At 65.9% G+C, this 13,350-nt stretch carries 13 protein-coding genes; 7 read left to right on the top strand and 6 right to left on the bottom strand.

Annotated elements, in window-relative coordinates:
- Positions 1 to 17: 17 nt before the first annotated feature.
- From ACPEES_RS03060 to ACPEES_RS03050, 3 genes are all read left to right on the top strand, one after another.
- Positions 18 to 620, top strand: coding sequence for an HNH endonuclease (locus ACPEES_RS03060; protein ID WP_435100943.1), 603 nt, complete (start codon positions 18 to 20; stop codon positions 618 to 620).
- 86 nt (positions 621 to 706) lie between these two features.
- Positions 707 to 1,597: a 5'-3' exonuclease gene (locus tag ACPEES_RS03055; protein WP_435100941.1), complete on the top strand. Its 891-nt coding sequence runs from the start codon at positions 707 to 709 to the stop codon at positions 1,595 to 1,597.
- Positions 1,594 to 2,475 carry a fructosamine kinase family protein gene (locus ACPEES_RS03050; RefSeq protein WP_435100939.1) on the top strand — a complete coding sequence of 294 codons (882 nt, stop codon included), beginning with the start codon at positions 1,594 to 1,596 and terminating at the stop codon, positions 2,473 to 2,475. Before ACPEES_RS03055 ends, ACPEES_RS03050 begins: the two co-directional genes overlap by 4 nt.
- On the opposite strand, the gene ACPEES_RS03045 is transcribed toward ACPEES_RS03050, so the two are convergent.
- Both ACPEES_RS03045 and ACPEES_RS03040 read right to left on the bottom strand, forming a co-directional pair.
- Positions 2,455 to 3,240, bottom strand: a complete 786-nt coding sequence (locus ACPEES_RS03045) for an MlaA family lipoprotein (protein WP_435100937.1) — start codon at positions 3,238 to 3,240, stop codon at positions 2,455 to 2,457. The two genes, ACPEES_RS03050 and ACPEES_RS03045, sit on opposite strands and share 21 nt — an antisense overlap.
- 6 nt (positions 3,241 to 3,246) lie before the next feature.
- Positions 3,247 to 4,062, bottom strand: coding sequence for an alpha/beta fold hydrolase (locus tag ACPEES_RS03040; protein WP_435100935.1), 816 nt, complete (start codon positions 4,060 to 4,062; stop codon positions 3,247 to 3,249).
- Positions 4,063 to 4,144: 82 nt separating this feature from the next.
- Here ACPEES_RS03040 and ACPEES_RS03035 point away from each other — a divergent pair, with 82 nt between their 5' ends.
- Complete coding sequence (locus tag ACPEES_RS03035) at positions 4,145 to 5,116, top strand: RsmB/NOP family class I SAM-dependent RNA methyltransferase (protein WP_435100933.1); 972 nt, start codon at positions 4,145 to 4,147, stop codon at positions 5,114 to 5,116.
- A gap of 75 nt (positions 5,117 to 5,191) precedes the next feature.
- A complete protein-coding gene (locus tag ACPEES_RS03030; RefSeq protein WP_435100931.1) occupies positions 5,192 to 6,226 on the top strand; it encodes a CDP-6-deoxy-delta-3,4-glucoseen reductase in 1,035 nt (344 codons plus the stop codon).
- Between the two features lie 188 nt (positions 6,227 to 6,414).
- On the opposite strand, the gene ACPEES_RS03025 is transcribed toward ACPEES_RS03030, so the two are convergent.
- Both ACPEES_RS03025 and ubiD read right to left on the bottom strand, forming a co-directional pair.
- Positions 6,415 to 7,317 (bottom strand): hypothetical protein, encoded by a 903-nt coding sequence (locus ACPEES_RS03025; protein WP_435100929.1) that lies wholly within the window; start codon positions 7,315 to 7,317, stop codon positions 6,415 to 6,417.
- A 116-nt stretch (positions 7,318 to 7,433) separates the two neighbouring features.
- Complete coding sequence (gene ubiD / locus ACPEES_RS03020) at positions 7,434 to 8,900, bottom strand: 4-hydroxy-3-polyprenylbenzoate decarboxylase (protein ID WP_435100928.1); 1,467 nt, start codon at positions 8,898 to 8,900, stop codon at positions 7,434 to 7,436.
- 103 nt (positions 8,901 to 9,003) lie between these two features.
- Here ubiD and ACPEES_RS03015 point away from each other — a divergent pair, with 103 nt between their 5' ends.
- Complete coding sequence (locus ACPEES_RS03015) at positions 9,004 to 9,360, top strand: DUF4870 family protein (RefSeq protein ID WP_435100926.1); 357 nt, start codon at positions 9,004 to 9,006, stop codon at positions 9,358 to 9,360.
- A gap of 53 nt (positions 9,361 to 9,413) precedes the next feature.
- Here the strand turns inward: ACPEES_RS03015 and ACPEES_RS03010 are convergent, their stop codons facing one another.
- Positions 9,414 to 10,193, bottom strand: a complete 780-nt coding sequence (locus tag ACPEES_RS03010) for a hypothetical protein (protein ID WP_435100924.1) — start codon at positions 10,191 to 10,193, stop codon at positions 9,414 to 9,416.
- A 200-nt stretch (positions 10,194 to 10,393) separates the two neighbouring features.
- On the bottom strand, positions 10,394 to 11,161 hold the full coding sequence (xth, locus tag ACPEES_RS03005; protein WP_435100922.1) for an exodeoxyribonuclease III: 768 nt from the start codon (positions 11,159 to 11,161) through the stop codon (positions 10,394 to 10,396).
- Positions 11,162 to 11,756: 595 nt separating this feature from the next.
- Here xth and ACPEES_RS03000 point away from each other — a divergent pair.
- A complete protein-coding gene (locus ACPEES_RS03000; RefSeq protein WP_435100920.1) occupies positions 11,757 to 13,328 on the top strand; it encodes an ABC transporter substrate-binding protein in 1,572 nt (523 codons plus the stop codon).
- Positions 13,329 to 13,350: the final 22 nt, after the last annotated feature.

Genomic DNA, 13,350 nt, shown 5'->3' with positions numbered 1-13,350 from the left:
TCAAGCGGGGTGGACTCATGTTGGGTCTGGAGCACCACATACTCCGCACCGATGTCTCCGGCATGCCGCTGGAGTGGATTACCTATCAGGACGCGGTGCGGCTGTACTATCTCGGGCAGGTCGCCTATGCCTGCGGGCAGCGGCTGTATCGAGTACGCGGTGGCTACAACGCACTCACCGGGCGACGGAGCGTTATCGAAGTCAACTCGATCATCGCCACCGACGGTGCAGCGCAAGCCGCCCTCAAAGGCCACGCCGGCTATATCCCGCCCCTGAACAACGCCACCCTGTTCCGCCGCGATGACAGCCTCTGCCTGTACTGCGGCGACCGCCATCGTACCGGCCTGCTCTCCCGCGATCACGTCAAACCGGTCAGCCGCGGCGGCTATGACGTGTGGAACAACGTGGTCAGCGCCTGCAAACGCTGCAACAACCACAAGGGCAACCGCACGCCGGAGGAGGCCGGGATGCAACTCCTGGCGGTGCCGTTCACGCCCACCCATGCGGAATACGTCTACCTTCAGGGCCGGCGGATCCTCGCAGACCAGATGGCCTTCCTGCGCGCGCATTTCCCCCGCCGCAGTCCCCTGCGCGAGCGCGTCACGCGGCCAACGCAGTAGCCGTTGCCGCGCCCGCGGCGGTGGCCATATTCACCACCCTCGCCTACACTGCGCCGGGTCCGTCAGCAACGCGGCCGCCCGCGACCGTGTATCGACCGCTCTATCTCGTTGACGCCAGTGTCTACATCTTTCGCGCCTGGTTCGCTGTGCCCGAGGCGGTGCGCGATGAGCGCGGGGCGTGTGCCAATGCCGTCTACGGATTCGGCGCGTTTCTCTGCGATCTCATCGAATACGAGGGCGCCAGCCATGTCGTCTGCGGTTTCGACGAGAGCCTGACGACCTCCTTCCGCCATGGTCTCTACCCCGCGTACAAGGCCAACCGGCCACCGCCGCCGCCGGATCTGGAGCGCCAGTTCGCCGTGTGCCGGGCGCTCGCCGAAGCCCTGGGGATAGTGACGCTGGCGAGCCCGGCATACGAAGCCGACGATCTCATCGGCAGTGCCGCCCGCCACTGGCGCGCCGCGGGGCACCACATGGTCTACGTTACCGCCGACAAGGACTATGCCCAGCTGCTGGAAGCGGGGGACTGGTGGTGGGACGCCGCGCGCGACCGCTGGCTCGACCCAGCCGGTGCGACCGAGATGCTGGGCGTGGCGCCGGCGCAGGTGGCGGATCTGCTGGCGCTCGCCGGCGACAGCGTCGACAACATTCCGGGGGTGCCCGGCATTGGTCGCAAAACCGCTGCCGCGCTGCTCGCGGCATTCGGCAGCCTGGACGCGTTGTATGAGGATACAGCGGCCGTGACCGCCTCGGGTATCCGCGGTGCGCGCCGGATCCGGGGATTGCTGGAGAGCCATCGCGAGCAGGCGTTTCTCTCCCGGGAACTCAGCCTCATCCGCACAGACGTGCGCATCGACCACGATCATGCCGCGGCGGGATGGCGCGGCACCGATCCGGCCGCCCTGGAGCGCCTTGCACTGCCCGGACAGCTGCGCAATCGTGCCCGCCGGCTGACCTGCGAAGGAGCGACGCAATGAGCCATTCGGACGTCTGGGCCGACATCGCCGAGACGATCGCCGCCGCCCGGGGGGCTGCTCCGGCGACCGCCGTGCAGCGCGTCGGTGGCGGCGATATCAATGATGCTTACCGTTTCGGCGATTACTTCGTCAAGCTCAATACCGCCGACCGTGCGGAGATGTTCGCCGCCGAGGCGGAAGGGCTCGCCGAGATGGCTTGGGTTGGCGACGGGCCGCGGGTGCCGCGGGTGATCGCCCGGGGCGTGGCCGCGGGGCGAAGCTATCTGGTCATGGATTGGCTGGACCTGGCGGCGCCGCGGGAGGGTGGCTGGGCGCTTTTCGGACGGGCCCTGGCCGCGATGCACCGGTGCCGCGCGGATACGTTCGGCTGGCATCGTGACAATACGATTGGCACGACACCGCAGCCCAACCCCCGGGAAACCGATTGGGTGGTGTTTTTCGCGCGCTGGCGGCTCGGGCACCAGCTGGAGCTGGCCGCCGGCAATGGTGCGCCGCGCGGGTTGCTGCGCGACGGCGAGCGCCTGTGTGATGACCTGTCGGGGTTGTTCACCGGTTATACGCCGGTACCGTCGCTGCTCCACGGTGACCTCTGGGGCGGCAATGCGGCTTTCGATGCCGATGGCCGGCCGGTGATCTACGACCCGGCCGTCCATTACGGCGACCGCGAATGCGATCTTGCCCTGAGCGAGCTTTTCGGTGCGTTTCCACGGGCGTTCTACGCGGCCTATGACGAGGCCTGGCCCCTCGACGCGGGTTACCCGCTACGCCGTACCCTCTACCAGCTCTATCACCTGCTCAATCACTTCAACCTGTTCGGCGGCCCCTACGCCGGCAGCGCGCATTCGGCGGTGCAGCGGCTACTCGCTGAGCTCGGTTGAATCCGCCGGTGCGTCCAGTGATTCGAACATCTCGGCGTACGGGTCCTCGGTCTCCGGCGGGTTGCCGTCGTAGACCTGGTTGCGCCGGTACTGGCGGTAGGTGGAGCGGGTGAAGGCGTACGGGTCCAGGGCGGCTTCGTTGCGCAGGCGCACGGCGCCGTCCAGCTCGGCGCGGGTGTTGACGACGTTAATGGCCGTCAGCCCGCCCAGGGTGGCTGTGTCCAGCGCCACGTAGGTGATCACGTTGGTGTAGTAACCCATCGGATAGCGGGTGACATCGCGCGCGCTGGATGGCCCGAACACGGGGACCTCGAGGTACGGGCCGCTGGCGGTGCCCCAGTAGCCGAGGGTCTGACCGAAATCTTCCGCGCGGGACTGCAGGCCCATGGAGCTTGCCGGGTCGAAGAAGCCCGCGAGCCCGAGGGTGGAGTTTACCGCGAAGCGCATGGTGTCCTGCGCGGCGTAGCCGAACTTGGCCTGGAGCAGGTCATTCACCAGTACGCCCGGGTAGGCCAGATTGTCGAAGAAGTTGCTCACGCCTTCGCGCAGGGCGTTGGGGGTCACAGCGGTCCACGCACGCGACGCCGGGCCGATGGCATAATCGTCGAGCCCCTGGTTGAATGCGTAGACCTTACGGTTGAGCGGCTCCAGCGGATCGTTCTCGGTGCTGTCGGCCTGTGGCCTGGCGGTATTCGTGGCGCAGCCGGCGATGGCGGCCGCCATCAGGGCAACGACGATCAGCGACGGGCGAGCCTTGGTGTTCACCGCGGGTTACTCCAGTTCTTCTATGAACGTCAGCACGGCGCGGTTGAACGCGCGCGCCTGCTCCATCATGAACATGTGCCCAGCGCCCGGGAATCGCTCAAGGCGGGCGCCGGGAATGGTATTGGCGAGGTATTCGCCATTCTCCACGGGCCAGACGATGTCGTCCTCGCCGTGGAGCACCAGCGTGGGAACCGTTATATCGGCGAGCCGGCACCCCTGGCCGGGATGCGCATAGACGGCATCCAGCTGGGCGTGCAGCCCCTGTGTGGATGTGCCGAGATCCGTCTCGAAGCGTAACAGGCGTTCGACGAGATCCGGTACCCGTGCACGGTAGTCCGGATGATAGAAAATCTCGGTGAGGCGGCGTACCGCATCAGCGTGACCCACCGCGTTGCGGTCCAGAGTGAGCACCCGTTCGACGGCGGGGTCCGGCGGCGTGAAGGCGGGATCGTTCACGCCGGGGCCCGTGCAACCGAGGGTGAGGCTGGTGACCCGCCGCGGTATCCGGTGGTAGAGCTGCTGGGCGATGAGCCCGCCCATGGAGACGCCCACCACGTGGGCGTGCTCGACGTCCGCCGCATTCATGATGGCGGCGACATCGTCGGCCATGGTGTCCAGCGACCAGCTCTCGCGTTCACTGCGGCTTCGCCCGCAGCCGCGATTGTCGAGCACCACCACCCGGTTGTGGCGGGCGAGCGCCGGGATCTGCATGCCCCAGGCCTCGACTGTGCCGCCCAGCCCCATGATCAGCACCACGGCACGCTCGCCGTTGCCGTGGGTCTCATAATAGAGCCGGGCGTCGCCGGCGTCCGCGTAGGGCATGGCCGTCTCTGCTGCACCGCGAAAACCGCGCGCCAGTATAATCCGTGCCCTGAATGTTTGCATCGCGATCAGGGCAGTAACGGTGTTACCAGAGGAACATCTCCCCCTCGAGCTGATAGCGCGACAGCAGGATTTGCTGGGCGCCGACGCCATGGCGGCCTGGCGGCGCCGCCTCGTCGAGTCCGCGCCGTCAACGGTCTTTCGGGTCAATACGCTGCAGGCGAGTGTCCTGTCGGTCCTCGGGGGGCTGCGTGCGGCCGGGTTGACGCCGGAGCCCCTGTCGTTTCGTGACGACTGTTTCGCGGTGCCGGCGTCGCAGCGACGTGCGCTCACCGAGAGCGCGCCGGCGGCAGCCGGCGAGGTCTACATTCAGAACCCGTCGAGTATGCTCGCGCCCATGTATCTGGATCCCCGGCCGGGTGAGGAGGTTCTCGATCTGGCCGCCGCCCCGGGCGGCAAGACTCTGGTGATGGCCGTTGCCATGGACAATCGTGGCCGGCTTGCGGCGGTGGAGCGCTCGCGCCCGAGATTCTTCAAGCTGCGTGCCAATTGCGCCGCCCAGGGGGCGACGTGCGTAGTGCCCTATCTCAAGGACGGTGCCCGCGTTGGCCGTCTCACGCCGGAGCGGTTCGACCGCGTCCTGCTGGATGCGCCCTGCTCGGCGGAGGCGCGCATCCGTGCTGACGAGCCGGAGACTTATGCCGACTGGGGCATGAAGCGGATAAAGCGCCTGGCCAGGCTGCAGGCGCGATTGCTGGACTCGGCCATTCGAGCGCTGCGTCCGGGGGGACGTCTCGTCTACGCGACTTGCACGTATGCGCCGGAGGAGAACGAGGCTGTCATCGATGCCGCCCTGGTTCGCTGGGATGGCGTTCTGGACGTCGTGCCGCCGCCGTTCGAGCCACCGGTGACCGCGCTGCCCGGTATCACTTCATGGCGGGGCCGTACGTATCGTCAGGGCGTTAACCACGCGCGTCGTATCGTGGGCGAGGGGGTGTGGGAGGGGTTCTTTCTGGCGGTGCTGGAGAAGCGCAGGGCGCGGGACGACGGCTGATTTGCGCTTTCAACTTGACGCGCGTGTCGGCGACAATGCGCCGACCCCCATTATGGTATCCACGCAGGAAGCGCGATGAGTCATCGAGTTCGCATCGAGAACACGCATCACGAGTTCACTGTGGAGGACGACGAGCCGGTGCTCGCTGCGGCGCTGCGTCACGGCCTCATCTTGCCTTACAGTTGCCGTGGTGGCACTTGCGGCACCTGCATGGGCAAAGTGGTCGAGGGTGAAATCGCCTATCCCGACGGTAGCCGGCCGCCGGCGCTGTCCGAGGCGGAGGAAGCCGTGGGCCAGGCGTTGTTCTGCCAGGCCCGCGCGGTCAGCGATCTCGCCATCGAGGTACGTGAAGTGCGCTCGGCGGAGGACATCCAGCCGCGCAAGCTTCCGTGCCGTGTGGAGCGTGTGGACGAGCTCGCCCACGATGTCCGTCGGCTGTGGCTGCGCACGCCGGGTAATGAACGGCTGCAGTTCCTGCCGGGGCAGTACCTGGATTTCCTGCTCCGCGGCGGGCGCCGGCGGAGCTTCTCGCTCGCCAATCCGCCCCATGACGACGAATTGCTGGAATTGCACGTGCGTCACGTGCCGGACGGGCGCTTCACCGGTTACGTATTCGACGAGCTCAAGGAGCGTGCGCTGCTGCGGTTCGAGGGGCCGTTCGGGAGTTTCTTCCTGCGCGAGGATTCCACCCGCCCGATCCTCATGATCGGTGGGGGCACGGGATTCGCGCCGCTGAAAGGCATGATCGAGCACGCCTTTCACGTGGGCCTCAACCGGCCCATTCATCTTTACTGGGGGGCCCGGGCTCGGCGGGATCTGTACCTCGACGAGCTACCGCGCCGGTGGGCCGCCGAGCACGAGGGCTTTCGCTACACGCCAGTGCTCTCCGAGCCCGAACCGGACGATGAGTGGGAAGGCCACATCGGGCTGGTGCACAACATCGTGCTCCAGGATCATCCCAATCTCGCCGGTTTCGAGGTCTACATGAGCGGCCCGCCCGGCATGATCGCGGCGGCTCAGCGTGACTTCGAAAAGCATGGTCTGGATCCGGCGAATCTGTATTACGACTCATTTGATTACGCGGTGGACCCTGAGGAACCGGAGAGCTGAGATCGGCTTCGAAGTACGAAGTCGAAAGGTTCATAGGTGAATTCGGAGTTCGTCACTGCGATCGCCAAACGCGGCGCGTTGACGACATGACCCTCTAGAAGGGTGGACGTTGCGCTAGCGCAGTCCACCTTCATTCAACCGTATTCACCCCGCCGCCACCCTCGACGCTCCCACAACGATCCGGTGGGTCACATCGTGCAGTAGTCTTCCGCCTTGTACCTGCCCGCTATCTCGTAGTCGGTATCGGGGGCGAGCATGAACTCGGTGATCCCATAGGGTGCGTCTTCGGTATCGTTGGCCCAGTCATACGTCCAGCCGTAACGGGTCCAGGGCGCACCGCCCGCACTGTAGGCGTAGCCGACATTGTCGGCGAACCAGGTGGCATAGGCCTCCCGAGTCAGATCCGGGACGTCGATGCTGGCAGGAAAGTCCGAGCTGCAGGAATCATCCTCGGTTCCCGGGTCCGCGCAGGGACGCAGTAGCCGATCGGGCTTCACCCACAACGCGACGACGCGATTGTTCAGTGAATAGGGCGGTAGCCCGAGTCGCTGAGAGATCCGTTGATAACCGGCGGCCAGTCGTTCGGGCGTGGACGGGTTCCAATCGAGACTCGAGCACCATTGTTTTAGCTCGGGTGCCAGTGATACCCATACCACCGGTTTACCTGAAGGGGTGCTTCCCGTTTCACCGGAATAGAAGCGCTCGACGGTGTTCGCATTGGTCCAAAGCACTATCCGGATTCGTTCCCCCCGCCGCACGACGTCGTCCGGATCCTGGGGGCTGCGAAGGGGTGGCGCCGAAGACGCCCCGCCCGCCAGCGCGGCATCGCGCAACGCCTCGGCATAGGCCCGGCCAAGCTGTTCGCAATTCGTGTCGATCCGGGTTGCCAGCGCCTGCGTTGCCGGCGTTTCCGGCTGTGCCGAGGCAAGCCGTTGGCGGGTGACTTCACAGACTTCGGCGGCGAGTGAGTCCGGCTCTTCAGTCGCTGGCGGCAGTGCCGTGCAAGCAGACAGCAGCAATGAAGCGCAAAAGAGCCCCGATGAGGCAAAGCGTGTTTTCATCGTCGATGTCCCTATCTGTTTTCGCTTCAATACATTGATGCACGAAGAATTGTAGGGGACATTGCAAAAACCTCAACGACCCGCTTCCTGCAATTGCGTTACATTGTCCGAAACCCGAAACCCGAAACCCGAAACCCGAAACCCGATCAGTCGATCCCGAGCTCGTCCCAATACGCATCCACCCGTGAGCGCACGTCATCGTCCATGCGGATGGGGCGACCCCATTCGCGTTCGGTCTCGCCGGGCCACTTGCTGGTGGCGTCCATGCCCATTTTCGAGCCGAGGCCGGAGACGGGTGAGGCGAAATCCAGATAGTCGATGGGTGTGTTCTCCACGAGCACCGTGTCCCGCGCCGGGTCCATGCGGGTGGTCATTGCCCAGATGACGTCCTGCCAGTCGCGGGCGTTGACGTCGTCGTCCACCACCACGACGAACTTGGTGTACATGAACTGTCGCAGGAACGACCACACGCCGAACATCACGCGCTTGGCGTGGCCGGGGTACTGTTTGTTCATGCTCACCACCGCCATGCGGTAGCTGCACCCTTCCGGCGGCAAGTAGAAGTCGACGATTTCCGGGAACTGCTTCTGCAGCAGCGGCACGAAAACCTCGTTCAGCGCGAGACCGAGCACCGCCGGCTCATCCGGCGGGCGGCCCGTGTAGGTGCTGTGATAGATGGGGTCGCGACGGTGCGTGATGCGCTCGATGGTAAAGACGGGGAAGGTCTCCACCTCGTTGTAGTAGCCGGTATGGTCGCCGAAGGGACCCTCGGGCGCGGTGTCGTCCGGGTGGATGTGGCCTTCGAGTACGTATTCCGCGCTTGCCGGTACCTGCAGTTCCGAGCCCAGGCAGCGCGCCAGCTCCGTGCGTCGGCCGCGCAGCAGGCCGGCGAAAGCGTATTCCGAGAGGCTGTCCGGTACCGGTGTGACCGCGCCTAGAATGGTCGCCGGGTCGGCGCCCAGGCTCACGGCGATGGGGAAGGGCTCACCGGGATGTGCCTGCTGCCACTCCTGGAAGTCGAGCGCACCGCCGCGGTGGGAGAGCCAGCGCATGATCACCCGGTTGCGCCCGATTACCTGCTGGCGATAGATGCCCAGGTTCTGGCGCTCCTTGTGTGGCCCGCGGGTGGTCACCAGCGCCCAGGTGATCAGCGGCCCGGCGTCCCCCGGCCAGCAGGTCTGGATGGGCAGGCGGGAGAGGTCCACGTCGTCGCCTTCGAGCACCACCTCCTGGCACGCGGCCCGCCGTACCTTCTTGGGTGCCATGTCGAGCACCTTCTTGAAGATGGGCAGGCTCTGCCAGGCTTCGCGCATGCCCCGGGGCGGATCGGGCTCTTTGAGAAAGGCGAGCAGACGACCGATCTCACGCAGCGCCTCGGTATCGTCTGCTCCCATGCCCAGCGCCACCCGGTACGGTGTGCCGAACAGGTTACCGAGCACGGGTGTGTCGTGACCGACCGGGGATTCGAACAGCAGGGCGGGTCCGCTGCGGCGCAGCGTGCGGTCGCAGACTTCGGTCATCTCCAGGTTCGGGTCCACCGGCCGGCGGATGCGCTTGAGCTCGCCGTCCGCCTCCAGCTTGGCGATGAAGTCGCGCAGGTCGTCGTATTGCACGGGGATCTCCCAGCAGCGTGAGTGCCGGGCGTAGTGTACTTGTCTGTGCCGTGCATCGCGTCATACTGGCGCTCGCATTAGACACTGCGGACAGGGAGCGGGCATGAACGAGGTCAGCGAACGAGTGCGCGAGGGTGATACCGGCTATGTCCGGGTCATCTACATCCTCTACCTGGTCGCGATCGTCGCCGGGGTGACCGGGCTCATCGGCGTGATCATGGCCTACATCTACCGCAGCGAGGCGTCCGATTGGCTGCGCAGCCATTACACCTGGCAGATTCGCACCTTCTGGATCGGGTTGCTCTATTCCGTGATCGGCTCGGTCACCACGCCGATCCTCATCGGATGGCTGGTGCTGCTGTTCACCGTGGTCTGGCTGATCGTGCGCTGCGTGAAGGGTATGCAGTGGCTGGACCGGCGCGAGCCCGTGCCGGATGTCGGGAACTGGCTGTTCGGCTGAGTTTCACGGGTGTGGCCGGCGCTGTCAGCGCCGGCCATCACGACCGCCACCGTCTATTCGATGGTTACCTGCAGCACTTTCGACAGCGGGCTCTTCCGGCCCTTGGCATCGTAAGTCCGTATGGCGATGTAATACTGCCCGGCATCGAGCGCCTCTATGGTATACGACCGCTGATACGGGTCATCGATACGCACGGAGTGCTCGTAGTCACCCGGGCTCGTTCCGTAGAACAGCCGATAGCCGCCGAGCTCGCTCATTGCCAGTTGCGAGCCATCCGTGCGCTGCGTGGGCGCGCTCCAACTGACACTCACGTCCTCAGTCGTGGTGTCCGGTTCCGTCTGCGAACCGGACCCGGTGCCGGATTCGCTTCCGGCGTCGGAGTCAGTCTCGGCGTCGGAGTCAGTCCCGGCGTCGGAGTCAGTCCCGGCGTCGGAGTCAGTCCCGGCGTCGGAGTCAGTCCCGGCGTCGGAGTCAGTCCCGGAGCCGGAGTCACTCCCGGAGCCGGAGTCACTCCCGGAGCCGGAGTCACTCCCGGAGCCGGAATCACTCCCGGAGCCGGAATCACTCCCGGAGCCGGAATCACTCCCGGAGCCGGAATCACTTCCGGAGCCGGAATCACTTCCGGAGCCGGTATCGTTTCCGGATTCCGGTTCACTCTCGGACTCGGATCCGGGCCCGTCTTCCGAGTCGTCCGTCCCGTCGTCGGGTGCAGTGGTATCGGTGTCCTCAGGGGATTGCGCTTGCGTTCCGGCGTCGTTCGATTCGGCATTGGTACCGTCGTCCGTCGGCGTGCTGCTGCCGCCGCCCCCACCGCCGCAGCCGGCGATCAGCATGGATACCAATAGGATTCGAACCCCTTGGTGCGCGATAGTGCCTAGCGTCATTGTTGACCTCTTCGTGCCCGAAGGTGCCTCGTCATTGACCCCCGCGAAGCGCGCGGAGTATGCCAGCGGTCCATCGCTGCGGACGGCGGTCGGGGTCACACGACGGTGGCATTTTGATCGGCACGAAGCGGCTGCCGGCAACCGGTTGATTACGTTGTGAACTCCGCCACGACCGGGGCGTGATCCGAAGGGCGCTCCCACGTGCGCGGTTCACGGTCGACGTAGCTGGCGCTCAGCCTCTCGGTCAGCGTGGGCGAGGTCAGCAGCAGGTCGATGCGCAGGCCGCGGTTACGCCGGAAGTTGTTCATGCGGTAGTCCCACCATGAGAACGTTTTCTCGGGCTGGTCGAAGCGCCGGAAGCTGTCGCTGAGCCCCAGCGCGACGAGCGCCTGCAGCGCCTCGCGTTCCGGCGTCGAGCACAGGATCTTCTCGTGCCATTCCTCGGGGTCGTGGACGTCGCGATCCTCCGGGGCGATGTTGAAATCCCCCACCACTGCCAGGCGCGGGTGACGCTCGAGCTCGGCGGCGAGCCAGTCCCGCAACCGCGCGAGCCAGTCGAGCTTGTAGTGGTATTTCTCGTCGCCCACCGCCTTGCCGTTGGGCACGTACAGGTTGACGAAGCGTGTCTCGCCCACCGTGGCAGCGAGCACGCGACGTTGAGGGTCCTGGAGGCCCGGGATGTCGGTGACGACGTCGGACGGCGGTGTGCGCGCGACCACGGCGACGCCGTTATAGGTCTTCTGGCCGGCGTAGACCACCTCGTAACCCGCTTCGCGAATGGCCTCGGCGGGAAAGTTCTCGTCGGTGAGCTTGGTTTCCTGCAGGCCGAGGATGTCCGGTTGGGCCTGCTCGAGCCATTGCAGAACCTGGGGCAGGCGGACCTTCAGCGAGTTCACGTTCCACGAGGCGAGTTTCATGATGGGGCGGGCTCCTTGGTACGCGGCGATCCAATCGGAAATCGCCGAAAGCGTACGTAACGCCGGCGCCGCCGCCAAGCGGCTCGAGTGACGGGACCAATCACCAAGACGCCAAGCGCACGAAGGGTCACGATGGGAATCGAAAAGCGCATGAGTGGCGTATGGCGCGACGCGACATGCGGCTGACACATGACAATACCTCTGAGAAGATTGGTGCTAACCTTTTCGAAAGTATTGCCAGGTCTCAGTGGCCGTGTGCGCCGTTGTTCGCTTCGACAGGCCTTCGTGGGTATGCCGCCACAACGGGCTTGCGATTTCCCGAGTCACTCGCCTCGATGGTCAGTGGCGCGAGGAGCGACGTGTAGCAAGGCCTACATGAGCGACGAGCAACGCTGTCCACAACGGCGCACACGGCCACCCGCAGGGCGCCACTGCGCGGCGCCTCGGCGGCGTTGCGCTCGCTTGACGTGAGCCTCGCCACGCCGGCGCTCCCGCGCCTTGCCGAGACACCGCGCAGTGGCGCTGAGACCTGGCAATACTTTCGAAAAGGTTAGTAAGATCGGGCAAAAATCTTCAGGATAGCGAGGAAGTCGTCGTGACCCAGGACAATCGCACCGCAACCGGGCGCCCCGTCGTCGACCGTCGGCGTCGACGCTTGGTACAGGCCGTGGGTGCTGCCGGCGTCGCTGCCGGTACCAGTGGTCTGTGGCCCAACGTGTTGCGGGCCGCCGAGGGGCAGCCCCGGCGCGGCGGAACCCTGCGGGTCGCCTTGCCCTCGCTGAAGACCATCGACCCCTTGAAGGTGAGCACCGGCGGCGGTATCGCCCTTATCCAGCAGGTGGGCGAGTATCTCGTCTGGGCGGAGGAGGATCTCTCCCTGCGTCCGGTGCTCGCCACTGACTGGCACCCGGAGCAGGGCGGGCAGCGCTGGGTCTTCGAGCTGCGCCGCGGCGTGCGTTTTCACGACGGCCGGGAGATGACTGCCGCGGACGTGGTCGCCACGTTCCGCCGCCTGGTGGACCCGGACGATCCCACGGCGGCCGCTGCCCAGCTGCCGTTCTTGAAGCCCGAGGGCGTGAACGCCGACGGTGACTACCGCGTGATTTTCGAGCTGGACCGCGCGGTGGGCAGCTTCCCGTATTACACGCAGACCTATAACGCCATCATCCTGCCGGCGGACTATGCCGGCGATTTCGCCGCCAACCCGGTGGGCACGGGGCCGTTCCGGCTGATCGACTACAAACCCCAGGAGTCCGCCACCTTCGAGCGCAACCCGGACTACTGGGATGCACCGAAGCCTTACCTGGATCGGGTGGAGTGTGCCATTTACGGCTCGGCCCAGCCCCAGGTCCTGGCCCTGGAGGGCGGCGAGGTGGACATGATGCTGCTGGTGGGGCCGGTGGACGCCAAACCGCTGCTGGAGTCGGGGGGCGTGGAGGTGCTCACCACGCCATCGGCGATGACCCGGCAGCTCACCATGCGCACCGATCAGCCACCGTTCGACGACGTGCGCGTGCGTCAGGCAGTGGCTCTCGCCATGAATCGCCCCGCCATGGTGGACAATCTCCTCGGCGGCCGCGCGCAGCTCGGCAACGATCATCCCATCGCGCCCATCTACCCGGAGTCGGTGGATATCCCCCAGCGCGAGCGGGACGTGGCGGCGGCGAAGCGGCTGCTCGCCGAGGCGGGGCACCCCGATGGCTTCGAGGTACCCCTGTACACCGGGCGCTTCGCCGAGCTGCCGCAATACGCGGTATTCGCCCAGCAGATGCTCGCCGACGTGGGCATCCGCCTGACGCTCAACGTGGAGCCGCTGAACGTCTACTACGGTCACTGGACCGAGGTGACCATGGGACTCACCGAGTGGACGGCGCGGCCAACGGCGGGGCAGATCCTCGCCTCCGCGTTCCGCAGCGATGCCGAGTGGAACGCGCCGCACTGGAAGAATGACGAGTTCGACCGGCTGCTGGAAGCCTTCGAGGCCGAGGCGGACGCGGGTAAGCGCTCCGAGCTCGCCACCCGGCTCGCCACCATCCTCAACGAGGAGGTGCCGGCGGTGATTACCTATTTCCCCAATGCCCTGCGCCCGGTGGCACAGCGTGTGCGCGGGGTGGCGCCCCACATGTCCAACTACTTGGATCTTGCCCGGGCGTGGGTGGCGGCCTGACGGGATGATGCGCGCGTGAACC

This window comes from Arhodomonas sp. AD133 (assembly GCF_051195215.1).
GTDB lineage: Bacteria > Pseudomonadota > Gammaproteobacteria > Nitrococcales > Nitrococcaceae > Arhodomonas.
This window is presented reverse-complemented; position numbering and strand designations above follow the sequence as displayed.

What these genes read in the sequence shown, in the direction of transcription:
- ACPEES_RS03015 (WP_435100926.1), top strand. Translation starts at nt 9,004, where the DNA reads ATGAACGAGGTCAGCGAACGAGTGCGCGAGGGTGATACCGGCTATGTC.
- ACPEES_RS03010 (WP_435100924.1), bottom strand. Translation starts at nt 10,193, where the DNA reads ATGCTGATCGCCGGCTGCGGCGGTGGGGGCGGCGGCAGCAGCACGCCG.
- ACPEES_RS03050 (WP_435100939.1), top strand. Translation starts at nt 1,594, where the DNA reads ATGAGCCATTCGGACGTCTGGGCCGACATCGCCGAGACGATCGCCGCC.
- ACPEES_RS03060 (WP_435100943.1), top strand. Translation starts at nt 18, where the DNA reads ATGTTGGGTCTGGAGCACCACATACTCCGCACCGATGTCTCCGGCATG.
- xth (WP_435100922.1), bottom strand. Translation starts at nt 11,161, where the DNA reads ATGAAACTCGCCTCGTGGAACGTGAACTCGCTGAAGGTCCGCCTGCCC.
- ACPEES_RS03040 (WP_435100935.1), bottom strand. Translation starts at nt 4,062, where the DNA reads ATGCCCTACGCGGACGCCGGCGACGCCCGGCTCTATTATGAGACCCAC.
- ACPEES_RS03030 (WP_435100931.1), top strand. Translation starts at nt 5,192, where the DNA reads ATGAGTCATCGAGTTCGCATCGAGAACACGCATCACGAGTTCACTGTG.